Origin of the sequence: Paenibacillus sp. 1001270B_150601_E10 (assembly GCF_015558675.1) — a bacterium.
Lineage (GTDB): Bacteria > Bacillota > Bacilli > Paenibacillales > Paenibacillaceae > Paenibacillus_B.
This window is the reverse complement of the sequence record NZ_JADMOL010000002.1, coordinates 511,072-536,439: the sequence shown is the minus strand read 5'-3', so window position 1 is coordinate 536,439 and position 25,368 is coordinate 511,072. Positions and strand designations below refer to the sequence as shown.

Below are 25,368 nucleotides of genomic sequence, written 5' to 3'. Positions count from 1 at the left end.
ACGGATAAAAAACAGCCTTCTATTGCACGAAATGATGGTTCATTCTCATGTGCGTATAGAAGGCTGTTTTATAATGTTGTCAGGCTTGTCCAAGGAGCTGTAAATATAACCACTTGCTTCCTTTACGCGGGCAAGCGCTGTCCTTGTGTTTTACGATCCAACACCGTGAACTTGGCCAGCAGGCCGATCGCGGCAACTGATAGAATGGCTCCGATCACAAACGGCAAGTTCACATGAAGATTGAACACGGCTGTTGCAAGCAGCGGGCCTGTGATGCGGCCAAAGCTGTCCATCGAGGAGTTGAGTCCTGAGGCTACACCGTGGCTTACCGTCGATTTTTGTGTGATTAAGGATGTCACACAAGGACGAATCAGGGCATTGCCAATGCCAAAAATGCAAAGATAAAGCGTTGCGTTCCAGAACGAGCTGGAGAACAGCAGCAGCACGAAGCCCAAGGCCGATACGAGCAAGCCGATTAGGATCGCCTTATGCTCGCCTCCCTTTTTAATATAGCGCCGTACGACACCGCCTTGAACAAGAGCCCCTGCGAGGCCGCAGAAGAAGAACATCCATCCAATATCCTCTGTGGTAACATCCGGTATGCGCTGAGCCTGAAAATAAAGCAGCGTCGCTTCCAGGCCAGCCAACGTGAAGGTCACAAAGAAGGACAGGACATATAAGTACTTCATCCTGCCGGCAAAAGCCGTCCAGCGGGAAGTACGCTCTCCGCTTGACTTGCGTCTTTTCTCTGTCGGGAGTGATTCCTTCAGCCAGAAGAAGCCCAGTATGGTCGTAATCAGCGTTAAGGCCGAAGCTGCAGCAAACGGTACAGCCAGTCCAAAACGGCTTAACAAACCGCCGAACGCCGGTCCAAAGGTAAACCCTAATCCGATAGCAGCGCCGACGAGCCCCATTCCTTTTGTTCGCGTCTCCTCTGTCGTAAGATCTGCCACGTACGCCACGATAACAGCCGTAACAGCCCCTGCAAAGAGTCCTCCAAGAATGCGGGACAAATACATCACCCACAAATGTCCATCTGCAAGCGCAAATAGAAGATAGCTTAGGCTGAATCCGAATATTCCGATCAAAATGACAGGACGCCGTCCTACTCGCTCAGACAGGCCTCCCCACAGTGGAGACAGCACAAACGAAATTAGCGAGTACAGTGCCAGCATCAGCCCTAGATGGAATTCGTTCGCTCCCGCTTCCGTAATTAAGCTTGGCAGCACCGGAATAATAATGCCGAATCCGATGAATACCATCATAAGCATCAGAACCACAACAAGAAGTGGTTTTTTCATAACTTCACCCCCAGAACATCCTACCACATTTTACTATGCGTTATCATGACATTCTCATGAACAAGCGATTCCGTTCATTTCCGAACAATCTGAAGGAATACCCTTTAAATTGTACTTGCATTCCCCCCTGTTTTTGTTAAACTTATGCTTGTTTGTTTAATTCAAACGATAGCCTGCTGGTCAGAGCTCATCCCAACACGAAAGGTTGTGAAACCGCGATGGACCATCATCGAACACCATTATTCACTGCTTTAACGGAGCATGCCGCGAAGAATCCGGTGCAATTTCATATTCCAGGCCATAAGAAAGGCGCCGGGGCGGACCAGGAGTTCCGTTCCTTCATTGGTGATCAGGCTCTTTCGATTGACCTGATAAATATTGCCCCGCTGGATGATTTACACCAGCCGACAGGGGTCATCGCGGAGGCGCAACAGCTAGCGGCTGATGCCTTCGGTTCGGACTATACGTATTTTAGCGTACAAGGCACGAGCGGCGCGATCATTACGATGATCATGTCTGTCTGCTCGCCTGGAGATAAAATCATTGTTCCACGCAATGTGCATAAATCCATCATGTCCGCGATCATTTTTGCAGGAGCGAAGCCAGTATTCGTATCGCCTGCTCGGGATAGCAATTTGGGGATTGACCATGGTGTGACGACTCGCTCTGTTCGTCGAGCATTAGAGAAGCACCCTGATGCAAAAGCTGTGCTTGTCATCAATCCGACATACTTCGGTATTTGCGCAGACTTGAAAGAAATCGTTGATCTTGCGCATTCTTACGAGGTTCCGGTACTCGTGGATGAAGCCCATGGCGTGCTCATTCATTTCCATGAGGGTCTGCCGATGTCAGCCATGCAGGCAGGAGCGGATATGGCAGCAACAAGCGTTCATAAGCTTGGCGGCTCCATGACGCAAAGCTCCATTTTGAATGTAAATACGAAAAATGGCCTTGTGAACCCTTATCGCATCCAAACGATTTTCAGCATGCTGACGACGACTTCGACCTCGTATCTGCTGCTTGCATCATTAGATACGTCTAGAAGAAACCTCGCCTTGAACGGTCATGACATTGCTGAAAAAGCGATTGAGCTTGCACAAGATGCCAGAAAAGAAATCAATGAGATGCCAGGCCTATACTGCTTTGGCGAGGACATTCTGGGTGGAGAAGCCACTTACAGCTACGATCCAACAAAGCTGACCATTCATGTTCGTCATCTTGGCATTACAGGCTATGAGACAGAAAATTGGCTCCGTGATCATTACAATCTTGAGGTAGAACTCAGTGATATGTACAATATCCTGTGCCTCGTTACGCCAGGCGACGATAAAGAGACGATCGACATTCTGCTGCAGGCGCTGCGTGACCTGTCCGAGCAGTATTACAATGTGAATGAAGTACAGGAATTAGTGGTCAAGATTCCGGAAATCCCACAACTGTCCCTGATTCCAAGAGACGCGTTCTATGGAGATACGGAAATCATTCCATTTAAAGAATCCGCCGGACGCATCATTGCAGAGTTTATCTACGTCTATCCGCCAGGAATTCCTATTCTTTTGCCTGGTGAGGTCATCTCACAAGATAACATCGACTACATTCGAGATCATGTGGATGTAGGCTTGCCAGTTAAGGGACCAGAAGATCGCAGTATCCACTATGTAAAGGTCATTAAAGAGGAAACGGCTATTTTCGAATAGCTTTACCATCCATTATAAATAACATAGCGACTAATGAGGCTTCTCAGGAGATTCCTGGGAGGCCTTTTTTATTGGACTATTTGTCCCATTAGCTGTGTAGATTGTAAGAGTACCCTTTGGTGAATGAATCCAGCTGGAGGTGATATGATGAGCCAACGCGCAACGATAACCTTTGTTGATGGATCCGCGGTTCCTTCCGTGACGGTAGAAGAGCTACGCGAACAGCTTATACACTACAAAGAGCAAACAAGCTTGACTGGGAATCAGCTCGAATGGAATTATGCTGAGGCTGCATTTCCTTACACGATTGAGACGAAGCAAGGCTATGAAGAGTTGGGCTTGATCCTGAAAGGAACGGAACCGATCTATCACTGCATTTTGATGGGGGCAGGTTCAAGACTTGATGGAGAAAAGGTTCGGCATTATGTGGAACTGCTTCTGCCGGATGCTGCTACAAGCGGAGACAAGTCAAAGGCTAATGAACTTAGCCGGTATTTGGCTAAATCGTGGAAAGCGGAGCTTCAATTGTTTAACGGACGCATCATGTATTTCAATCCTCGAAAATAAAAGCAGCGGCATTAGGAAGATGGAAAATGATCCTCTTCGAAGCACGAAAAGAAGCTCCAAGATTACTTGGAGCTTCCAGCCATGTCTTATTGGTCTTCAGAAGATACTAACTCTTCGTAGGCTTGCTGTACACGATTCCATTCTTCATCATCTTCAATCGCATTCAAGACCATATCGTCCCCATCTTCATCAACGCGAACAATAACACCGTCTGCTTCAGGGTTGTTGCGCTCAAGCAGAAGGGCATACAATTGATCTTCTACGTTGAAAGTCTCAACAAGGGCCATATCTATTTCATTGCCATCCTCATCAATTAAGGTAACAACAAATTCTTCGTGCTCATGATCATGATCGTGGTCATGTCCACAGTTTGCATCATGCTTATGTTCGCTCATTGATTCGTTCTCCTTTGGATCCTACAGTGGTATATGTTGCAATATCATGTATCGTAACATGAACTGTTATCAAGGTCAATGTGAGCAAATCCCACTCACACCATCAAGTATGTATGCGAAGACGACACAGTTTCGTACTACGAGACACCAACTAGTATAACCACTATTCACACAAAATGTGCATTAAATAGCGTCCAACGTTTTTTGAGATACAAGTGAATAATCGCCGTTTTGCTGCTTTAAGTAGCAATTAATCGTATACTTGCCTTTTGCTTTAAAGTCGTACGTGAAATCCTTCGAGCGGAACCAGAAATTATCCTCTTGCGTGCTTAGTTTGGATTGCTCAATCTCTGTCGCTTTGCCATTCGGATCCACAATCGTTAGTCGAATGCCATCTACTTTAGACAGAAGATCATCAACTTGAACATGCACCGAGAAAGTCGTTTTGCCAGCTTGCACTTTACCGAACATATTTTTATCTTTGAAGGTGATCATGTGGACATTCGGCTTGTCGATATACAGCTTCTTATTTGCAGCATCCCAGTAGATAAATCCTTGAATGCTGTCCTGCAAATCACGAACGGACAAATAGGTTCGACCATCCACCATAATGCCTGCGTCCGATAATGGACGACCATTCACCTGTACATCAATACGATCCGTACCTTCGGCGTGGGCCTGGGGAATCATGGAAACATAAGTGCCTCCGATGATGGAGCCCAGTAACACGAGTGCCGCAACTCTTTTGAATCTCATGTGGGTACCTCCAATTGCTCTTGTTGTATAGTTATACTCGTGTTATACACTAGAGTTGCGCACTTCTCGGGACATGCATGCTGCTTTTTCATCATTTTCTTTATGTTCATATACAACATTTGGAAGATATGATCATGTATTGAAATATAGATGTATAATGGCTCCAATAAGGGCTTGTCCTCTTCAAATGCATCTCTTCCCTCCGTCATCAGCTTGCAAGTTTTATGACATTTATCCATGCTTATCGGTTTCAGTTTCATCCGGGAAATATAGAACAATGCCCCCTATCCAATATTTCCCGGGTGATGATTTGCTACAATTGCTACAGCATTCGATGTACTTAAGCTGATTAGGTGTTATCCCCCAATTTTTGTTTTGGTTAAGATGCACGGGACACCTTGACCAACCGCTCCTGGCTCATTCATGCGAGCACAGTAAGCCATTCCCCGTGAGCAAGGCGTCGGGCATACCGCACATCGATCCGAGGTTACCATTCGCATCATATACTGCGCACGTCCGCCACTTGCTTCTTTTTTCTTTTTGGTTGATTTGCCTTTTGCCATAAGTAGAATCACCCTTACCCTCGCTCATCAGTTTTGGGAACTTTTTCAACATTAGTCTATGAGTCAATTCGGCAATTGGCTTGTGTACATGCCTAAACGCATGATACAGTAGAGCAAAGTCTCGGAATGAGAATGAAGGGAGTCGTGGCTTACTCATGTCAATTGAGATTCAAATGCTGGGTACTGGCAGTGCATTTGCAAAGCGCTATTACAATAATAACGCGATCATCTCTGCAGCGGATCACTCGTTCCTGATTGACTGCGGAATTACTGCTCCACTCGCCATCCACCAACTTGGCAAGAGCTTTAACGATTTCGAAGGTGTATTTGTCACACATCTTCATGCCGATCATATTGGAGGACTTGAGGAATATGCGTTCCAAATGAAGTTTCTTTATGACCGCAAACCTAAGCTGTATATTGCAAATACGCTGGTTGAACCTATATGGGAGCATTCGTTAAAGGCAGGCATCACACAAAAGGAGATCATCCGATTGGAGGATGTATTTGAGGTCTTTCCTCAAACTGTTGATCAAGAGCACCAGATCACACCTGCTCTTAAAATAAAATGGCTTGAAACCCCTCATATCGAGGGAAAACAAAGCTACTCGATACTTTCTTCTATAGCGCCGACATGCGCTTTCAGCCTGCCCTCCTGCGAGCACTTGTTGATCAAGGTGTACATACGATCTGGCATGATTGCCAGTTAGAAGGAATCGGCGAAGTGCATTCCACCATTAATGAGCTGCTTACCCTTCCTCCCGACTTGCAGTCTAAGATTTCACTGATGCATTACGGGGATACACGTCCGAATTGGGAAGGCCAAACGGGGCTTATGCCATTTATTAATCAGCACGAGACCTATACCATTGAGACTTAATAAACCTGCAGCAAAAAAAGAAGAGCGCTTATCTCGACTTAGAGACAAAGCGCTCTTCTTCTATTACGCAAATTTTTATCATTAAAACATTGGCAGTTGATCTAAATTATTGGTCGGATCTCCATCCGCATCTCCGCGAATGTATGTGCCGCCGTCTTTGCCTTTAAAAGTGTTGACTCCTGCGATCTCCCCGTTGTGAATGGCTTGAATCGCCTGGTTGTAGTCCAGCACTCGACCTGAATCGGTTTGAAAAGCGGTCAGATCACCATCTCCATTTTTTTGAACAGCAACAATCGTTTCTCGTTCCATGCGGTTCATCTCCCTTTGTCCATTTTGTCTCTTGAATCGTGTTAAGATTCAGTGTGACATTCTTAGGTTGTCCGAAACGAAGTGAGATTATGAATATTTGCATGGATATCCGATTTATAAGCCGATGATGAGTACCTGCTACAACTTCTTTTTCATTTGGACATGGAGAATGCCTGCATCATAAAACGGCTCCTTCGATATTGTCTCATATCCTAATGATTGATAGAATCCTTCGGCATGGCACTGCGCATCGAGCATACAGCTTTCTACCCCATGCATTCTTGCAACCTGCTCAAGCCCAAGCATCAGTGATCGTCCATTGCCATTGCCGCGATGGGAGGACAACACGGCTACACGCTGCATCTTTGCCGTAAATTCATCGATTAACTTCATTCTTCCTGTTGCGATATAAGCGCCATCCACCATGAGAAGAACGTGTATCGAATGAGCATCCAATCGATCAGATTCATCAACCTCAAGCTCAGCTGGCACCTTCTGTTCCTCTACAAAGACTGTTTGGCGTATTTTAAGGCATTCGTTTAATTGTTCTTCGGTCTTCACTTCAATAATCTCTGCTGGCATTCACGGTCCCTCCAATTCATCCATTAGCCTTACATTATACAAAATGCCCCATTCCATGTACATACTCATCTCTTCTGTTTAGCTTGAAACAAAACAATAGCCCCGTGCTTCACGGCTTGCCGCCGATCGACGAGGCTATTGATACCTGCTTGCCAGGTTTGTCTGTTTAAGGATTATATACATCCGAAGGAACAGGCTTACCATATACTTCTTCGTAAATAGGCGGATTCGGTCCTTCTGTATCTACAGGGATATCAATCAGATACTCGGGCGCGCCTAACAGGTATGGTGTACAACCTAAAAGAAGAATGCTTAGCACTGTGATGAGAGCTGCTATTTTCAATATTTTTCTGCGAAGCATCTAGCCACTCCTCTGTTACCTACATTCATTACGTAAACATTGTGGCCGATTTGACTGCAAAGTAAACCTTATTTTTCGACGCTCCGCTGCCATACATATTGCTCATCATGCGAATGACTATCCTGACGAAGAAATTGAAGCAAATACCAGCATACTCCACCTACCAGCAGAAACAATCCGACAAGCCACGCAAACAATTCAGCACCCATAAGCTTCCTCCTCATCCTTCAGGATATGGGCAGCATAGCCCCCTCCTTCATTGATATGAAGCCTCAATTGGATTTAGAAGATGCAGATATGACATTGACTTGAACAACGTCTACATGAAAGATATGGGAAACAAAGGACAGCGGGACATAAGAGATGCCGCCAATCAGTTCTGGCTTGTCAGCTAACCTTAACAGCGTCTCTTCCTGGTTTTGTCGAAGCGTCCCCTCTGTCTTGCCAATCACAAGCTCTAATTCCGTTGATCCTTTTCTAATCATCATCGTCCTTGTAGACGCATTCCACTCCACATCCGCCTTCAAGAGCGCTGCTGCTTCCTTGACAGACACCAGAATCTCATCATCACGAAGCACCTTGTTGGCGAAGGTGACCGATTCCCCATTTACTTGAACATCAACATGTTGGATGTGAAGATCTTGATCGAGCAAAGCTGTACGCGCATCGCCCTCTAGCTTCGCATTCCACTCCTTCGCATGAGCGCTTGTCATCAAATAATTGGCATCCTTTCTGCCAATCGCCTGAATAATCCATGAATTCACCTTTTGATTATGGTGAGACAAATCCTTGTACAAATCTAACTGGTGCGTCCAGTCCGAAGCTTGGAAGTCATAGACTCTTGCATTCTCATGGTTGGATAGCTGTTCGTACATCCAGCTTCGCATCTCCAGCTGATTTTCAAATCGAGTCGGATTGGAATAATACCAAACCGATTGTCTAAGGATACTGTACGGAGGATAGTAAAAAATAAACTCAACATCCGGATACTCTTTCACTAAGGATAAAATGTCTGTCCGGAAGCGCTGCTGCAGCACGTCAATAGATTCTTCATTTAACGAAAAATAAGCCTCTTCACTGCTAGCCTTGGCATAAGCATTCGCCACCTGCTCCTTGCCAAACACCACATCGTCATTCCAGTTGTACAAGTACTCCATATCTTGATCTTGGGCGCCCTGCCACGTTCGCCATAGGCTCTTAGCAAATTGCTGATAGACTGAATAATTGAACCAATAGGGATAATCATTCCACCAGCGCTGATCATACAAGTAATCCGGGAAATCTTCCTCAGTGCCTGTCTTCAATGAAAAGTAATCCAAGCCCCAGAGCACTTTTTTAACCTTTCCTGTCGAAAGGGCCAGCTTTGCCATCTTATAGTGCTCATCAGAGGTGGAGCCGCGAATAGACAACTTCATCGTCTTTCCCCCCAAAGCTTGATCCACTTCTGAAGGAAGGAAATTCTCCGTCATGGATGTGCCAATGATGATCGTATCGTAATCATAACTCAGCGCAAGACCAGGATTCTGATAACGCTGTTCATTGGATAAATAAGGCGTATAGCCGTATGCCCGATGGTAAATTTGCCACGGGTCTAGAATTGCTGTTAAACCCGCTACACCAATTGCAAAGCAAAGGGTGTAAAGAATAAATCGGATTACAAATGTCCGGGGGCTGCTCCATTTGTTCATGATATCCCCTCCACTAGAAGTTAAAGTACAAGAAAGTCGTGATCCGATTCAGGAACAGCAGAGAGATAACAAAGAATGCAGCCATCGCCAACGCCGTTCCTCTGCGGAATGCTAGTCGCTCATTCAACTCCGTTGAATTCGGCGCGAGATAAATAATCGGCAGGAGAATCATGATGGCCAGCCATACACCTGCTGATGATAGGCTGATTGATGACTCAATCCCCTGCAATCCAAACATTCCTTTTAGAATACGAATCGCTTGAGAGCCATTCTCCGCGCGGAATACGACCCAGGTGACATTGATAAATAAAAAGGTTAGACCCCAGGCGATACAGCCTGGAAGCTTGTATCTAGTAAGGTTCCACAATCGGTGTACGGCAAGAGCAAGACCGTGCATAAGCCCCCAGACAATAAAGGTCCAGCCCGCTCCATGCCACAGGCCGCCGATCACAAACGTGATGATCGTATTGCGGATCGCCTTTACGGTACCCTTTCGATTGCCGCCAAGCGGAATATAAATGTAATCTCGCAAATATCGGCTCAAGGTCATGTGCCAGCGCTGCCAAAAATCCTGAATCGAACGTGCTTTGTAGGGCGAGTCGAAATTTTGCGGTAAACGTACGTTAAAGAATAAGGCAAGTCCTATCGCCATGTCCGAATAACCGCTAAAGTCAAAGTACAGCTGAATGGTATAGCTTAATGCCGCGGCCCATGAATCAAAAAAATGAGCTGCATTCATAAAGCCGATATCCGCAAAGCCAGCGAAGGTGTCGGCAATGACCACTTTTTTAAACAATCCGATACAAAAGAGGAAGCAGCCGTGGCTCACATTCGTCCAGTCCCAGCGCTTCGTTTGCATTTCCTCAAACTGCGGCATCATCTCCCGATGGTGAATGATGGGTCCTGCAATTAAATGCGGGTAGAATGTGACAAAAAGAACGTAGTCGATCATGCCATATGACTTAGCCATCCCGCGGTAGCAGTCTACCAAATAGGCAATCTGCGTAAAGGTGAAAAAGCTTATGCCCAGTGGCAGCACCAGTTGAAGCAGTCCAATCTGTGACCCCGTCAGTTCATTCCAATTCAGGATCAGGAAGTCACGATATTTGTAGTAACCAAGCAGCAGAATGTTGCCCAACAGCCCCAGCATAAGCACCCATTTTTTCATCTTCACAGCTTCTGAAGCGCCTGCACGCAGGATCATCCGCCCAATAAAGTAATTGAACAGAATAGAGCCAAGCAATAGCGGTACATGCTGGACATTCCACCATCCATAGAAAAATATCGAGCTGAGCGCTAGCCATGCTTGAGCTACCGTCTTCTGCTTCAAGCGATGCAGGGCAAAGTAGCCCAATAAGGAGATCGGCAGAAAAATAAATATAAACGGATAGGAGTTAAATAACATCGTTGTCCCTCTTTCGTTGTCCATGCCATATGCATAGCGTTGTAATCGAACGTGCTATGCAGCTTGTTTAACAAGCTAGAGGAAGCATATCAATCTCCGCTGAAATCATCCTGAATTGAACCTGAACCTTGGCGGAAGAGAAACTGAATGTTTCCTGAATACAGAATATGGATCGGTTAGAGCGGGCAGTGGCTCGTGTTCAAGTTTTGAGCAGCACAAAAAAGCCTTCATCCTGCTATTTAAGGCAAGAATGAAGACTTTTATAGAAAGCTTTAATTGCTGGCTTTCTCATGCTGCAAGGGATCGATATGAATAGGGAGCTTAATCCGAAAAGCCGTCCCTTTGCCCACTTCGCTCGTTACTCGAATCTCCCCCCCATGCAAGTCAATAATCGACTTGGTAATCGCAAGGCCTAAGCCCGCTCCCCCGTGCTTGCGTGCTCTAGCAGAGTCCTTTCGATAGAAGCGATTGAACAGCAGCGGCAGGTGCTCCTCGTCAACCCCTATTCCATTGTCGCGAACGGACAGCTCAAGATGCTCATTATTGCGGGTGACTAATGACAAGGAGATAGCGCCAGTATGAGGATCGGTGTGCTGCACGGCATTGTAGAACAGATTCAGGATGACCTGCTTTAATTTGTCCGTATCAAATGCACTGATCGTGTCTACGTCTAGCTCGAAGCTGACCTGTCGTTCTGCAGCCAGCAATCGAAGCTGCGGCTCCATCTCTTGAATCATGCCGCCAAGCCTTCCCGTACGGATCGTGAGCTGGGGAGCCCGGTCCAGCTTGGCAAGCAGCAGCAAATCATGAACGAGCTTATTCATGCGTTCTGATTCTCCGTACATGCTTCTCAGCGCCCGATCCAGCTGTTCAGGCTGCTGCGAAGCTCCGCGCAGCAGCACTTCAAGAAAACCATGAATGGAAGTTAGCGGGGTTCGGAGCTCATGCGATGCATCGGCAATAAACTGCCGCATCTGCTCCTTCGCCTCCTTTTCAGCTTCAAAGGAAGCCTGAAGACGCTCCAGCATCTCATTAAAGGAGATGGACAGCTTATCGATCTCTTCTTGCCCCTGGCTAACCGATAATCGCTTCTCCAAGCTTCCTGCATTGATCTGCTCAACGGAATGGACCATATTGGAGAGGGGCATTAATGTCTTCTTGAGCATGGGCAGGAAGGCGATAATCCCTGCCCCCAGTGCAATCAAGGACAACACGATGTAAATAAGCAGCTGCCGATTAAGCTCGTTGTTCATCCGATCGGTATCTGAACTAATTTGCACCAACGCATACGGATCATTAAACGGCACCGGGAAAAAGACGACAAGCTGCTCCTTCCCTTCCGGATTATCCATCACTCTATACGCAGAGGAAGGCTCCCGTCTTGACTTTGCCTCCACTAGAACGGCTTTGTATTCTTCTGTACTCAGCACAGGCGGGGTGCCTGCATCATTCCATTCCGACAAGATGGAATATTGTCCGTTCTCATCAATATAGGCCATAGACAATCCTGGCAGAAAGAGCATTGGCGCAGGCTTTCCATTATGCGTCGTCTTTTCTGGTTCCTGCTCAGACGAGCTGCTGCTGGGTTTCTTAGTTTGATCCTCTTTATTCGATTGGTCTGTGCTCCTCTGCCCTTCCCCTTTAAACGTCCAATACGGATTCTTCGTTCCAACCCCTTCAGGCCGCGGCAATGGAACGCCGTTCTGTCTCCATGTCTCTGGCGGTATAGAGACCACCTGATTCAGCATGCTGTCAGCTTTATTTTGATACGTATATTGCTTAATGAACACATATTGAAAGATGCCCACAAGAAAGAGGATAATTGCGACCAACAGTAGCGATCGAAACAACAGTTTTCCTCTTAGCGTGCGAAGCGCCAGCCAATAACGTTTCCGCTTGTGGCGTCCTAGACCCTTCGTTGTACGCTTCACCGGCGAGCCTCCTTTCTTCACGGCAAGTCCATCCGATAACCGACGCCTCGTAGAGTGCGTATCAACTGGTGCTCCCGGTCTCCAAGCTTTTCCCTTAGCGAGCGGATATAAACCTCAACGATATTCTCATCCCCGCCAAAGTCATAGCCCCATACCTTGTCCAAGATAAGCGATTTGCTAAGCACCAATCCATGGTTCATGACCATGAATTTCAATAATTCGTACTCGGTTGGCGACAGTTCCAAGATGCGTTCATGAAGCGTAATTTCTTTTCTGCGGTCATCGATGCAGAACGGCCCAAGATTCACCTCTCCTGCAAGGTTGGGAAATTGATTGCGGATTCGTGCTTGTATGCGAGCAAGCAGCTCAACAAAGCTAAAGGGCTTTACCATATAATCATCCGCGCCAAGACTTAGCCCTTTTACGCGATCATCCACTTCATCTTTTGCTGTCAGCATAATAACGGCTACTTGATCCATCTTCTTTAACATCTGAACAACCTCAAAGCCGTCCATTCCTGGCATCATTACATCCAATATGACAACATGAGGCTGATAATCCTTCATCAATGCAATCGCGCTCATTCCATCCTGAACCGTCTTTACATCATAGCCTTCATTCGTGAGTCCAAGCTCCAAAAACTGCAAAATATTCGGTTCATCATCGACGACAAGTATGCGAATTCCTTTCACTTGCATCATCCTATTGTCCTCCATCACTTGTTGTTGCCTCAATATTATACAATACCCCGAATGGAAACACCTGAATGCTAGCTGAAAGGAAAATGAAGATCAACCGTATAAAAAAACAGCGCTGCTCCATACTTTCTGTTCTAAGTCGTGTTGAAAATCGATCTAACCATTCTGTTGTTGTCATGCTTACTCTGCAAGCGAGCTCTAGAAGGATATACCTCTTAAAGTTTCTCTATACAACAAAAAAGAGTCCTTCTGCAAAGGACTCCTGATTATCGAATATGGTGATCTGTAGTGGGCTCGAACCACTGACCCCCACCCTGTCAAGATGGTGCTCTCCCAGCTGAGCTAACAGATCAGAACATGATAAATACGGTAAATTCACTATATCATGGTTCAATTTGAATTGTCAACGCCATCACTTCCGGAATGAGCTAAGAAGAAAAGATTGACGCTTGTCATCAGAAGGCTTATAACAGGATAGGGATTAATCACATAACACGATGGTCCCTGCAACATATGGAAGTATGGGGAGGAAGTTTAAGAACATGGTCATTGGGGCGAGTTTATTATTTATCATCACACTCATCTTTGTCATCTGGCAGCCGCGAGGCTTATCCATTGGTTGGCCTGCCTCTATCGGTGCCCTGCTCGCCTTGCTGTTTGGAATTGTAAGCTTGCAAGACATCGTTCAGGTTACGTCTATGGTTTGGAATGCCACCTTTACCTTTATCGCCATCATCATCATTTCCATGATCTTGGACGAGATTGGTTTTTTTGAATGGGCGGCCCTACATATGGCTTTGCTAGCAAAAGGCAAGGGCACGAGACTCTATATCAGCATCATCATACTCGGAGCCATCGTCTCTGCCTTCTTTGCCAACGATGGCGCTGCGCTTATTTTGACGCCGATTGTGCTTGCGATGGTTCGCGCCCTTCATTTTGAGGAAAAATATGTGATTCCGATTGTCATTGCAAGTGGATTTATTGCGGATACGGCATCCATTCCGTTTACCATTAGCAATCTTGTAAACATCGTCGCAGCCGACTTCTTTGGCATTGGCTTTGCCGAATATGCCTCGCGCATGGTCGTCGTCTTTTTTGTCTCTTGCGCTGCAAGCATAGGCGTTCTGCTGCTGTATTATCGAAAGCATCTCCCGCCGCAGTATCAGCCTGAGGAAGTGCCTGTGCCAAGCAGCACAATCAAGGATATTCGTTTGTTTCGTTTATCCTGGGTCATACTCGGTGTTCTGATGCTCGCTTACTTTACAAGCGAATGGACGCATTTGCCGGTATCTTTTATAGGCGGCATCGCAGCGTTCGTGTTATGGCTTGCGGCTAGAAGAAGCCCTGCAATCGAAACGACCAAAATCATAAAGGAAGCGCCCTGGACGATCGTCATATTCTCCATCGGCATGTATGTCGTCGTATTTGGGCTTCGCAACGCAGGGTTAACAGATCTGCTTGGCCAATGGATACAATGGTTTGCTCAGGAAGGCGTCGTGATTGCAACTTTGGGAATGGGCGTACTGTCCGCATTCCTATCCTCGGTGATGAACAATCTTCCAACCGTCATGATTGGCTCGCTGTCCATTGACACTTTTCAGGCGGAACCCTTAATCCGAGAGGCACTTATCTATGCAAACATCATCGGTTCTGATCTCGGTCCCAAAATGACGCCAATCGGCTCGCTCGCGACACTCATCTGGCTTCATGTATTGTCTCGCAAAGGCATTCAAATCTCATGGAAGGATTACTGCAAAGTCGGCGTCGTCATCACGATTCCAACCCTTCTTATCACGCTGCTAGGACTTGCAGGATGGCTGTATTTCATTCACTAACGAACAACGATAACAGCATGACTACAAAAAAATGCACTCGCATGACGGCGTTCGCCTGATGCAAGTGCATTTTATAATGATAGCTTCTTGTTACAGCATAGGCAGCTGCCAATCAATTTCATCCTTGCCCCAAGCACGAAGCGTCTCATTGATCTTCGAATAGGGACGGCTGCCGAAAAAGCCGCGGTGAGCTGACAGCGGACTAGGATGCGGTGCCTTAATGATATGATGTCTGCTGTCGATCATCTTCATTTTGGCCTGTGCATGGCTGCCCCACAATACAAATACAATCGGTTCTTCCCGATCATTAAGCTTCGTGATCACATGATCCGTAAAGTTCTCCCATCCCATTCCCTTGTGGGAGTTGGCTTGTCCATCTTGAACAGTCATGACGGTGTTCAGCATAAGCACACCCTGCTTAGCCCATGATTCCAGATATCCATGGTTCGGCATCGTTGTACCTATATCATCGGCACATTCTTTTAACATATTAAGAAGAGACGGTGGAATTCGCACTCCCGGCAGCACCGAGAAGCTTAGGCCGTGTGCCTGTCCTGGTCCATGATACGGGTCTTGACCGACGATGACGACCTTTACGTCTTGATATGGCGTAAGGCGAAACGCTGTGAATACCTGATCCAGAGGAGGATAAATGCGCTCCTTCTCATATTGCTGAAGCAGCCATCCCCATAGCTGCTTAAAGTAAGGCTTGCGTACTTCATCATACAGCTGTTCCTTCCAATCGTTATCGATCTTAAAGCTCACTCCATCCACTCCTATCATCCCATTTTTCAATCTAAAAAGAAGTACAAAATCAAAAAACTCCTTCCGCCTCGGCGAAAGAAGTTATATTCCATAATCATAACATTCACTGTTCATAGGTATAATTGAATGGTGCCGAGAACCGGGGTCGAACCGGTACGGTAGTCACCTACCGCAGGATTTTAAGTCCTGTGCGTCTGCCAATTCCGCCATCCCGGCATAATAAGCTATGAATCTATGAAACTGTTAATCTTATGGTGGGCCCTGAGGGACTCGAACCCACGACCAATCGGTTATGAGCCGACCGCTCTGACCAACTGAGCTAAGGGCCCATAGTTGTAAATCAAATATTGATTGGTTGCGGGGGCAGGATTTGAACCTACGACCTTCGGGTTATGAGCCCGACGAGCTACCGAACTGCTCCACCCCGCGTCATTTTCTCAATCACTGTTATCAGCGACAAGTAATACTATACAACATGAATATAGGTTCAGTCAAGAAGCAATTTGATTTTTTTTACACGATAAACATTTAACCTGGATAACCGTTTTCTTAGCTCATCATAGCTGTTTCAATTATACAAATAAAGAAACGATTATATCCATTTGTATGTTAGTTAATGGTGCAAAGTCAAGATAAACACGTCTCATACTTTGCCTTAAAGACTTGGGGCGTGCTAATAGCTAAAGAATAAAGCGAACACCGTATTTTCCACGACGTGATCGAAACACCTCTATCTCCTGTGGGGTATCATAGCCATACATCCAAGCATCATGCTCAAGCCGCTGCTGAAGAACTCTTGCTTGAAACTTGGAATCGTACAGTTTGCCCCAATACACCCATTTCAAATCCATGTTGCACACTCCCTTACAGCTTCCTACAAAAATTCAGCTCACCACCTTTACTATGTCCAAAAATGTACAATTTCATGAATCCATGAACAAACATTCTCCTAAGGGACCTAAATAAATGAAAGACATCAGAAAGTCAGGCCATAATCACAAAAAAGGGATGTCTCAAAGACATCCCTTTCCATAATTCCGTATGATTGAATGATTAGTGCATTAACCGCCATAGATGCCCGGCATAATACCTACACCGCCATCAGGACTGTTCTTAATCTGTTGAAGAAGCTCGTTCCCCTTCGTCTCCCATTCCTTCAATGCCTCTGCAATCGTTTTGCTTCCTTTTGCAACCTCAGTAAAGAGATTACGTCCTACTTCGCTTACCTGCCACATGTTCGGGTTTTCCATCATGAGATCATTCATGGATGCTCCCGTAGGTGTGGATGGCTTCACTTTGTAGAAGGCTTCGATATTGTAGCTGGAGCCTGCTGGCGGCTTAATAAAGGACTTGCGGGATACCATCTCATAGCTGCTGCGCGAACGAAGCTTGCTCCAGTCTTCGCCATTCAAGTATTGAATAAAGTCCCAAGCAATCTCGGGGTTAGCTGCTTTCTGATTAATCGAGAAGATGTTGGACAACTGTACATAGCCAGAGACGCCTTCTGCTTCTGGATGAGAAGGAATCGTCACGACATCCCATTCAAATGGCTTGAAGTTTTTAATCTTCGCTGCATTTTTCATAACGTTGGTCAAGTCACCGTTAATGTAGCCATAATCACCTACCACCATTGCCAAGCGACCGGAAATAAAGAAGTCGTAGTCAAAAGGACCAGGAGTTGATTTTTCATCATATACGGTATTCATATCCTCAGAAGAAGGAATGATCTTTTCATTAATAAGCTTCGTAATTTGCGACCAGGATCTTTCCCATTGAGGGCTGTTCACTAGCAGCTTTTCTTTCTTCTCATCTACAAAGCGAAGATTGAGCGGGTCCGTAAAGTTCGTCATCAGCGCATTAAACCCGTTGTCATTCGGATATCGTTCGAAATTGAATCCAAAGATCCGGTCCTTGCCTTCACCCGTCGATACTCGTCTTGCTAAGTTAAACAAATCATCCCACGTCATGTTGTCTGTAGGCGGCTCTACGCCTGCCTCTTGGAAGATCTTCTTGTTATACAGAATGACAGAGGACATGAATGTTGGGCTTAGTCCATACAACGTTCCATCTCCCATATTCTTAAGGCCATCGATAACAGCTGGAACAAAGTCATCCGTATTCAGCTGATCCTGCTGAATTCTTGGATCAAGTGAAGTCAGCAGTCCGTCGCGAGCGAGGGAGCGGAACTGCGACACATCCGTAACGACGACATCAACAGGGTTATCGCCCTCCATGATCTTCTTGATCGCTTCAAGGCGGTCTGGTTCCTTGCGAACGCCGTTCTCATCCGGCTCTTCAAACTGCTGATCCATGTAGTTGATTGCAGGTACGATCTCAATCTTCACATTCTTATGCGTCAATTCGTATGCATCCGTAAATTGCTGTCTAAAGTATGAATCATCAAATCCACCATAGACAACACCGATACGAAGTACCTGCTCCTGCTTGCTCTCTTGGTTTGTATTGTTTGTACATGCAGCCAGAATCGGGAAAATCATCGTAAAGGTAAGGGCTGTGATCAGCCATTTACGTACCTGACTATGTGCTTTCATCGGCTTACTCCTCCAACTTGTTAGGTGTGCGAATAATAATCTTGTCACCATCGAATTCCATCGAGGCTTTATCGTTAATATCTAATGCAGTAAGGAATTCTTTTGGAACCTGCAAGCGACCCACGCGATCGACAACAACATACGCTTCATGAACGTCATGGAGCTGATGCCCTACTTCATTTTTAAAACCTTGCTGAGCCGCCTCATGCAGGCTTGGATTGCGTTTAATGAATTCTGTACTCGTTAGGCCGTCCCGGATGGCAACGACCCGGTCAACCTTCCCTGCGAGCGCCATATCGTGCGTAACAATAACGATGGTAATGCCCAGCTCCCGATTCATTTTCCGGAAGATATCCATAATCATATCCGCCGTCTCTGTATCGACGGAGCCTGTCGGTTCATCGGCTAGCAGCAGCTTCGGTTTATTGGACAAGGCGATTGCCAAAGCTACCCGCTGCTGCTCTCCCCCGGAGAGCTCCGTAAGCTTGTTGTTCATTCGGTGAGAGAGACCCACCCAAGTCAAAAGCTGCTTGGCATATGCCCGATCCAATCGGCCAGAGAGCATCATCGGCATCTCTACGTTCTCAAGCGCCGTCAGATAAGGAAGCAGGTTTCTCGCATTATTCTGCCAGATGAAGCCGACCGTGTCCCGCTTGTATTTCACAAGCTCCTCGTCTGTAATCTTCAAGAGATTCCACTTATCCACGGTTATCGTGCCAGCTGAAGGGCGGTCAAGTCCGCCCAGGATGTTCAAAAAGGTGGATTTCCCGCTTCCGCTGTTGCCGATGATCGCCATCATTTCGCCTTCGTTAACCGTAAGATTGAGGCCTTGAAGCGCAACTACCTCGAGGTCATCGGTCTTATAAATTTTGACTAGACCTTCACATTGAATCATGTCTTAACGCTCCTCTCCCATCTTCACGGCTTGATGCACGCGCAGCCGTCGAATGTGCATGAACAGCATCGATGCTCCGAGAATCATCATGACCAGTACGACGAAGTACAATTGAAGCGTATCTCTGGAATCAAAAATGATTCTAAACGGCGGCACCTGCATTTGGGCGCTTTCCGCTCCCTGCAAAAATGGAAGGAAGAGATAGCTGACAATCTTACCGATGACGACACCTAAGCCAATCGATAAGCCTGCTGTAAACAGCTGCTCCAAGAGGAGCATGCCTGTCAGCTGGCCTTTGGACAGACCCATTGCACGCAAGACACCAAACTGTACGACACGGCTTGATAAATTAAAGAACCAATACAACAGATAACCAATCAATGAGACTGTAATCGAGATCAGGAAGCCCATACTCAAAATGCCGAATACGCCTCCACGAGAAGGATGCTTGCTCTGAGCAATCAACTCCGATCTCACATCTGTTACGGATGCAAGCTCTATGCCTTCCTTCTGGAGCGATTCAATAACTGGCGCAAGCTTCGCCCCATCCTTCATCTTCAACCAAACTTCATAAGGCTGGATGGAGGACTGATCAAAGATATAGTCCAGATTGGCAATAAAGAACGGTGCTTGATCGGGGTATTGCGTCGGCCAATAAGGCAGCACCGCCACAATCATAAAGTCCACCATATGATCCGAGAGCGAAATGGAGATCGAATCCCCTGGCTTAAGCTGATACTTCTTCGCTGCATTCGAGGAGATAATGACGCCGCTCTCCGTGTACTTGCCAAGCGCATCCAAATATTTATATGGATGAACCGGGAACATATCCTCTCTCAGCCATGCTACTTTCGCAAAGTCGACATTATCGATTCCCATCAGCATGCTTTGGCCGATCGAACGTCCGGATACAATGACGTTCGCTTTCGTCCGAAGCACTCGTGCCGCCCCTTCAACACCCGGCTGACGCTTGAACAATTCGAATGGCGGCTCATTATAAATCAGTTTGCTTGGACGCTGCTGTCCGCCGCCTCCCGGATTGCCTCCATTTCCACCTTGACCGTTTCCTCCAGGCTTGCCTGCATTCGGATCCATCTCAGGCGTTCCTTCCCATACCGTCTGAATCACAACATCCGTACCGTATTTATACTGCGTGCGCTCCGTTGAGTTCACATCAATGGTACGAGCAGCGGAAGAGTTATAGACGCCAAGGCCTAGGGTAAGGATAAGCAGGATCATCAAAGGATAGTAGGACTTCGCCGAACGAGAAAGCTGAGTCAATGTTAAGTACATCGGCAATGGCAATATCTTTGAAAATATCCACTGGAACAGCTTCAACAGCCACGGGAATATTCGCAAGAAAAATAATCCGATAGAGAATATCGCCAGTGCAGGCACAAAGAATAGGAACGGCTGCACCTGAAGCTGATCGGATGTCATTCCTGTTTGGAAGGACATCAGCTGCTGCTGATTGGACAGATAATAGCCATAACCCGCTACCCCTAATAAAGCAATATCCAAAAACCATTTTTGCCAGAACGGTTTTTTATCCTTGCGCGCCATCTTCTGTCTAAGATTAACGATTGAGGATCTCGCTGCTGCTATCGCAGGAATGAGCGTTGCGGTCAGCGCGATAATAACGGCTGCTGTACCAAAGATCACCGCATCCGTCGAGAACCCAACCGGAATGGACTTCCGGTTTACAAACTCAAGGAAGCCGTTCGCGGAGCCGATCGACTTCGCCATAAACCAGCCAAAGAACGGCGAGGCAAACAAGGCAAAGCCTCCTAGGATCAGGCCCTCCAGCAGATACATGAGAATAATCTGCTTCGTGCTTGCTCCGCGGCTGCGAATAACCGAGATGTCGCTTTGCTGCTTCTCGAGCGCTTGATTGGCATTCATCGCAATAAAGTAGAACACCATCGCGATCATCGGTGCTGCCAGCGTGAACAGCATCATTTGCAGCCTTAAGCTTTGAGAACGGAACTCATCCAGCAGCTTCGCAAAAGACAGCTCGACATTCGTTCCTTTCATCTTCTGGTAGAGATCTATACCTAAGCGATCCAAGGTCGAACGCAATTCCGCAATCTGGCTCGTCTTGATCTCTCTTAGATCAAATGCATAATACCAGCTAGAATTTTGAAGCTGGACGTTGTTTTCCTTTAAGACCACATCATGCAGTGTGTTCGGAGTCAGATACAGCGTATTCATCATGCTCTCGAACCCTTGGTACCAGTACGGGCTGCTCTCATTATTCGGCTTGAACGTTCCAACAATCTTTACACGCAAGGTAACGTTCGATCCTCCATAAACCGGATAATCCAGCTCATCGCCTACATGCAAATCGTTGCGATACATCGCGTCTTCAAGCATGACAACCTCAAGCACCCCATTAGCGCTGCCATCCTTGTTCATTCTTCCATTGGACAATTCCACCTGCTGGTCGAGCGCCGATAGACTTGCTAGCGTCATATTGCGGACGCGGCTCGCATCAACCTTTGTCGGATCAACCGGAATAACCTCAGTTGGTCGAATTTGTTGAGAATGAACGTATAGCAGTGCGGGAAACCCGATCTTATCCTTCACTTCATTTTCAATATACGAATTCACATTAGATAAAGCGTTAAGATCGGTCTTCTCTCCGCTTGTTGCTTGATAACGCATCAAGAGGGAGCCTGCCGGCAATCCTTCGCTATTCTCTTGAATGGATTGAGAGATGACCCGCTTCAGCGCGCCGTCTGCATACATTGGAATACTTACAGTGAACGATACCGCGACGATAAGACCGATCAGCGTGCTTAGCGTCATCCACCTCGTATTCCACATTTTGCGGAATAAAAAGCGAAATAGTGGAATTCCCATTATCGACCCACTACTTTCTGTCCAGGCTCAAGACCCTGCAAGATTTCGATTTGGGTTGGCGTTTGCTGTCCGACCTCAACATCAACCTCGCGTTTTCCATTCTCGTCAACGACCTGAACGTATGTACGTGAACCTATTGTTCTTAATGCAGCTGTCGGGATGACAACAGCATCCTTTTTGCGTTGAATAATAATTTGTGCATTCAGCGGCGTGCCTCGCTTCAGCCCTTGAGGAAGCTCATCAACCTGAATCAATACATATTTATCAATCGAATCCTGCTGATTATTCTGTCCCGGTTGCTGTCCGTTGCCATTATTATTCTCAGTCGTAGGATTAGGCAGCGTCTTCACCTTGCCCTTAAGCTTCTTGTCTACATTATTAATGCTGACCGTGGCTTCCATATCGAGCGCAATGCGCTTCAAATCATCCTTAGACATTTCTACTGCAATCGCCAGTCTTGACGTATCCGCTACAATCGCTACCGTCTCGTAGGCTTTAGTAGAGTCGCCTTTTTTCATCGTTAAGGACACGATTGTTCCCGAATATGGCGAAGCAAGCTTTGCTTTAGCAATATCATTTTCAAGATCCGCAATTTCTTGGCGGCGCTCCTCAAACAATATTTGTGCTTCCTCAAATTGAATCGGATCCATCTCGTCCTTATTGCGAAGCGTTTCTTTCATCTGCATTTCTTCTTTGCGAAGCTGCAGGCGCTTCGAGCGCAAATCCTTCTGCATATCCTCTACATCTAATACCGCCAAGGTCTGACCGGCCTTCACACTATCTCCATTCTTGACCAGCACATCCTTGATTCGCTTGCCATCCAGCGTAAAGTAAAGATTCTCTTCTTGTTGAGACATCAGCTTTCCATTGGCGGATACCTTTGTCTCAAGTGTTGCCTTTGTTACCTCATATTCAGGCTTTTGGGATGTCGTAGGAGGGGTGATTGGAGGCAATACCTCTTCCTCTTCTTCCTTAGGTAGAATGGAACAAGCTGTAGTAAGCAGCATTGTAATAGATAGGACCAATAGCAGTCCTTTCTTCCATCTAAATGATCGGTGCTGCGCCGACTTTGGAGACGAACCTGCCGTCAACCATCTCATAAACATGATCTGCAACCTCCAAAATAGTAGGATCGTGGGTTGTCATACATATGGATATGTTTTCTGTGCGAATAATCTGTTGGAATACACCCATGACCTGAGCAACCATCTGTGTGTCTAAATCTGCGGTCGGTTCGTCAGCCAGCAGCAGCAGCGGCTTATGCGCAATAGCCTTCGCGATGGCAACACGCTGCTGTTCTCCCCCTGACATCTCGTACGGACGATGATTCATCCGCTTGCCAAGACCGACCAGTTCCAGGCAATGCTGAACTCTTGGCTTCCAGAATGACTTTGGCACCTTCGCCATGCGCAGTGAAAGTTCGACATTCTCATAGGCAGAGAGAAGCGGCATCAAAGCAAAGGCCTGAAAAATAAACCCGATGTCTTGTCTTCTCGTATGCGTTCGCTTCTGATCACTCCAAGTTGAGTACGGCTCATTTTTGAACCAAATCTCGCCTTCTGTCGGCAGATCAAGACCGCCAAGCATATTCAGAAGCGTCGTCTTGCCCGAGCCGGATCTTCCCTTCAGCATGACAAGCTGCCCTTGCGCTACTTCCATATTAATTCCTTTGAGCACGGGAATGCGTTCGCTCCCAACCTGGAAGGTCCGCTTAACTTCCGTTACGCGCAGCAAAGGATCGTATGTATGCTCGCGAGAGCGATTGAAATCTACTCTATCTGTCTCTCGATCGAGTATGGATTTCCCCTCGTCAGTATCGATTTTCTCTTTCATTTCTTCGCCTTCCGCAGGGGCCTTTTCCGCTTCTGACTCTTGCTTCTTGGAGCGAAGCTTCTTAAACAATGGCGATACCCCCTTCATAATATTGGTATTAGAACTAAAATCTTTTTCAGTATAATTCATCTCTAGGTAAAAAAAGTTACAACCGTTGTAACGAATGGCTTTCATTTCCTAAATTCTGCCTGATAGGCGACTTGCGCGAGAGATATAATAGTAGATATGCTAATAGCACAACGTGATAATGGATAGGAGATTAAGAACATGCAGCAGTTGAAGCCGGTGGAATCTAGTCCACCTCATATTCTAATCGTTGAAGATGATCGCAGCATTGCACGTGTCATTCAGCTGGAACTTCAGCACGAAGGCTATCAAGTTGATATCGCATACACCGGCACCGAAGGACTGCATAAGCTTACAAGCAGCGCTTGGAGTCTCATTCTGCTTGATGTAATGCTTCCAGAATGGAGCGGTCTGGAGGTTCTGCGCCGCATGCGAGCCTCTGACAACCATACCCCCGTCATCTTGCTAACCGCTAGAGATTCTGTTCACGACAAAGTGAGCGGCCTAGATCTTGGAGCTAATGATTATGTGACTAAGCCATTTCAGATCGAGGAGCTGCTGGCTCGTATTCGCGTATGTCTTCGTACATCAGCAATGCTTCATGCAGGACCTGACGCCGAAGCCTCTTCCTTAGAGGATCAAACGGTATTAGGCGATCTTGTCATTCATAAGAAGTCGAGAGAGGTTACGCGAGAAGGGCAGCCGATTGAACTGACACCGCGTGAATATGACTTGTTGTTGTTTCTCATGAAACATCCCCATCAGGTAATGGAGCGAGAACAAATATTGACGAATGTGTGGGGATATGACTATTACGGAGATACCAATGTTGTCGACGTCTATATCCGCTACCTCAGAAATAAAGTAGATCGCCCTTACGAGACGCCTTATATTCATACCGTACGTGGCGTCGGTTATATGATGAAGGAGTGATCTCGATTGAACATCCGCCGAAAGATTCATTTGTTAACAAGCGTGTGGTTAATCCTTGCGATCTCCATCGTCAATATATCGATCTATGCTTTTTTCTATCACAGGACAACTGAGGATGCAGCAAAGCGAATTACAGCAAGAGCCAATCAGATTGCAGAAGCGCTGAAGGATTCGACCAGCAGTCAAGGTTCCAGGCAGCTGCTGCGCGCCTTCTTGCCGCAAGACGGCATGATACGTATTCTAAATTCGGACAAGCAGGCACTCCTAACGATGACAAAGGACTCTGCATTAGCTGATATTCCTCCTTCCAGTCAACTGAATCAAGCTTCAACCGTGATCAAGGTCGATCATAACCTGTTAGCAAGAGCGACACTCCCGATCATTTGGGAAAAAGGCGATATCGCAACCTTGGAGGTGACAGAGGAACTGTCTTCAACTAGGCAAACCCTCGTCATGCTAAGAGGCATACTGATACTGGCCGCTTTGTTTATGAT

The 25,368-nt window shown here is 46.6% G+C and carries 23 protein-coding genes, 4 tRNA genes and 2 pseudogenes; 6 read left to right on the top strand and 23 right to left on the bottom strand.

Going from position 1 to position 25,368, the window contains the following annotated elements:
- Positions 1-122 precede the first annotated feature (122 nt).
- The gene (locus I2H74_RS07385; protein ID WP_195572874.1) at positions 123-1,301 is read right to left on the bottom strand and encodes an MFS transporter; all 1,179 of its coding nucleotides are present in this window, start codon (positions 1,299-1,301) and stop codon (positions 123-125) included.
- Positions 1,302-1,519: 218 nt separating this feature from the next.
- Between I2H74_RS07385 and I2H74_RS07380 the strand changes: the two genes are divergently transcribed.
- Positions 1,520-2,998: an aminotransferase class I/II-fold pyridoxal phosphate-dependent enzyme gene (locus tag I2H74_RS07380; protein WP_195572872.1), complete on the top strand. Its 1,479-nt coding sequence runs from the start codon at positions 1,520-1,522 to the stop codon at positions 2,996-2,998.
- Positions 2,999-3,145: 147 nt separating this feature from the next.
- The gene (locus tag I2H74_RS07375; protein WP_195573428.1) at positions 3,146-3,565 is read left to right on the top strand and encodes a DUF1885 family protein; all 420 of its coding nucleotides are present in this window, start codon (positions 3,146-3,148) and stop codon (positions 3,563-3,565) included.
- A gap of 86 nt (positions 3,566-3,651) precedes the next feature.
- Here I2H74_RS07375 and I2H74_RS07370 read toward each other — a convergent pair whose 3' ends face one another.
- From I2H74_RS07370 to I2H74_RS07360, 3 genes are all read right to left on the bottom strand, one after another.
- Positions 3,652-3,960 carry a DUF1292 domain-containing protein gene (locus I2H74_RS07370; RefSeq protein ID WP_195572870.1) on the bottom strand — a complete coding sequence of 103 codons (309 nt, stop codon included), beginning with the start codon at positions 3,958-3,960 and terminating at the stop codon, positions 3,652-3,654.
- 183 nt (positions 3,961-4,143) lie between these two features.
- Entirely contained in the window at positions 4,144-4,716 is a 573-nt protein-coding gene (locus tag I2H74_RS07365) for a hypothetical protein (RefSeq protein ID WP_195572868.1), read from the bottom strand.
- A gap of 356 nt (positions 4,717-5,072) precedes the next feature.
- Complete coding sequence (locus I2H74_RS07360; RefSeq protein WP_195572866.1) at positions 5,073-5,279, bottom strand: hypothetical protein; 207 nt, start codon at positions 5,277-5,279, stop codon at positions 5,073-5,075.
- A 155-nt stretch (positions 5,280-5,434) separates the two neighbouring features.
- Between I2H74_RS07360 and I2H74_RS07355 the strand changes: the two are divergent.
- Positions 5,435-6,159: pseudogene (locus I2H74_RS07355) on the top strand (MBL fold metallo-hydrolase).
- A gap of 81 nt (positions 6,160-6,240) precedes the next feature.
- Here I2H74_RS07355 and I2H74_RS07350 read toward each other — a convergent pair.
- From I2H74_RS07350 to I2H74_RS07310, 9 genes are all read right to left on the bottom strand, one after another.
- On the bottom strand, positions 6,241-6,477 hold the full coding sequence (locus I2H74_RS07350; RefSeq protein ID WP_195572864.1) for a DUF3892 domain-containing protein: 237 nt from the start codon (positions 6,475-6,477) through the stop codon (positions 6,241-6,243).
- A 129-nt stretch (positions 6,478-6,606) separates the two neighbouring features.
- Positions 6,607-7,050 (bottom strand): GNAT family N-acetyltransferase, encoded by a 444-nt coding sequence (locus tag I2H74_RS07345; protein ID WP_195572862.1) that lies wholly within the window; start codon positions 7,048-7,050, stop codon positions 6,607-6,609.
- Between the two features lie 166 nt (positions 7,051-7,216).
- On the bottom strand, positions 7,217-7,411 hold the full coding sequence (locus I2H74_RS07340) for a hypothetical protein (protein ID WP_195572860.1): 195 nt from the start codon (positions 7,409-7,411) through the stop codon (positions 7,217-7,219).
- A gap of 68 nt (positions 7,412-7,479) precedes the next feature.
- Positions 7,480-7,620, bottom strand: coding sequence for a hypothetical protein (locus I2H74_RS07335; protein ID WP_195572858.1), 141 nt, complete (start codon positions 7,618-7,620; stop codon positions 7,480-7,482).
- Between the two features lie 63 nt (positions 7,621-7,683).
- Complete coding sequence (locus I2H74_RS07330; protein ID WP_195572856.1) at positions 7,684-9,099, bottom strand: copper amine oxidase N-terminal domain-containing protein; 1,416 nt, start codon at positions 9,097-9,099, stop codon at positions 7,684-7,686.
- A 13-nt stretch (positions 9,100-9,112) separates the two neighbouring features.
- Positions 9,113-10,504, bottom strand: a complete 1,392-nt coding sequence (locus I2H74_RS07325) for an MBOAT family O-acyltransferase (RefSeq protein ID WP_195572854.1) — start codon at positions 10,502-10,504, stop codon at positions 9,113-9,115.
- Between the two features lie 272 nt (positions 10,505-10,776).
- On the bottom strand, positions 10,777-12,435 hold the full coding sequence (locus tag I2H74_RS07320; RefSeq protein ID WP_195572852.1) for a sensor histidine kinase: 1,659 nt from the start codon (positions 12,433-12,435) through the stop codon (positions 10,777-10,779).
- A 17-nt stretch (positions 12,436-12,452) separates the two neighbouring features.
- Complete coding sequence (locus tag I2H74_RS07315) at positions 12,453-13,136, bottom strand: response regulator transcription factor (RefSeq protein ID WP_195572850.1); 684 nt, start codon at positions 13,134-13,136, stop codon at positions 12,453-12,455.
- A gap of 273 nt (positions 13,137-13,409) precedes the next feature.
- A tRNA-Val gene (locus I2H74_RS07310) sits at positions 13,410-13,485 on the bottom strand.
- A 190-nt stretch (positions 13,486-13,675) separates the two neighbouring features.
- Between I2H74_RS07310 and I2H74_RS07305 the strand changes: the two genes are divergently transcribed.
- Positions 13,676-14,968, top strand: a complete 1,293-nt coding sequence (locus I2H74_RS07305) for an arsenic transporter (RefSeq protein WP_195572849.1) — start codon at positions 13,676-13,678, stop codon at positions 14,966-14,968.
- Between the two features lie 90 nt (positions 14,969-15,058).
- Here I2H74_RS07305 and ung read toward each other — a convergent pair whose 3' ends face one another.
- From ung to I2H74_RS07255, 10 genes are all read right to left on the bottom strand, one after another.
- Positions 15,059-15,733: a uracil-DNA glycosylase gene (ung, locus tag I2H74_RS07300; protein ID WP_195572847.1), complete on the bottom strand. Its 675-nt coding sequence runs from the start codon at positions 15,731-15,733 to the stop codon at positions 15,059-15,061.
- Positions 15,734-15,860: 127 nt separating this feature from the next.
- A tRNA-Leu gene (locus tag I2H74_RS07295) sits at positions 15,861-15,949 on the bottom strand.
- 36 nt (positions 15,950-15,985) lie between these two features.
- Positions 15,986-16,062, bottom strand: a tRNA-Ile gene (locus tag I2H74_RS07290).
- Positions 16,063-16,085: 23 nt separating this feature from the next.
- Positions 16,086-16,162: transfer RNA gene (locus tag I2H74_RS07285), tRNA-Met, on the bottom strand.
- A 251-nt stretch (positions 16,163-16,413) separates the two neighbouring features.
- Positions 16,414-16,584 carry a hypothetical protein gene (locus I2H74_RS07280; RefSeq protein ID WP_195573496.1) on the bottom strand — a complete coding sequence of 57 codons (171 nt, stop codon included), beginning with the start codon at positions 16,582-16,584 and terminating at the stop codon, positions 16,414-16,416.
- Between the two features lie 210 nt (positions 16,585-16,794).
- Positions 16,795-18,285: an ABC transporter substrate-binding protein gene (locus I2H74_RS07275; protein ID WP_195572845.1), complete on the bottom strand. Its 1,491-nt coding sequence runs from the start codon at positions 18,283-18,285 to the stop codon at positions 16,795-16,797.
- Between the two features lie 4 nt (positions 18,286-18,289).
- Entirely contained in the window at positions 18,290-19,180 is an 891-nt protein-coding gene (locus I2H74_RS07270; RefSeq protein WP_195572842.1) for an ABC transporter ATP-binding protein, read from the bottom strand.
- A gap of 3 nt (positions 19,181-19,183) precedes the next feature.
- Positions 19,184-22,042, bottom strand: coding sequence for an ABC transporter permease (locus tag I2H74_RS07265; protein ID WP_195572840.1), 2,859 nt, complete (start codon positions 22,040-22,042; stop codon positions 19,184-19,186).
- Complete coding sequence (locus tag I2H74_RS07260) at positions 22,042-23,148, bottom strand: efflux RND transporter periplasmic adaptor subunit (RefSeq protein ID WP_195572838.1); 1,107 nt, start codon at positions 23,146-23,148, stop codon at positions 22,042-22,044. The genes I2H74_RS07265 and I2H74_RS07260 overlap by 1 nt, the downstream gene beginning before the upstream one ends.
- Entirely contained in the window at positions 23,087-23,944 is an 858-nt protein-coding gene (locus I2H74_RS07255; RefSeq protein ID WP_229106441.1) for an ABC transporter ATP-binding protein, read from the bottom strand. Before I2H74_RS07255 ends, I2H74_RS07260 begins: the two co-directional genes overlap by 62 nt.
- A 198-nt stretch (positions 23,945-24,142) precedes the next feature.
- Here I2H74_RS07255 and I2H74_RS07250 point away from each other — a divergent pair, with 198 nt between their 5' ends.
- A complete protein-coding gene (locus I2H74_RS07250; protein WP_195572836.1) occupies positions 24,143-24,874 on the top strand; it encodes a response regulator transcription factor in 732 nt (243 codons plus the stop codon).
- A 6-nt stretch (positions 24,875-24,880) separates the two neighbouring features.
- A pseudogene (locus I2H74_RS07245) lies at positions 24,881-25,368 on the top strand (hypothetical protein); the annotation flags it as partial.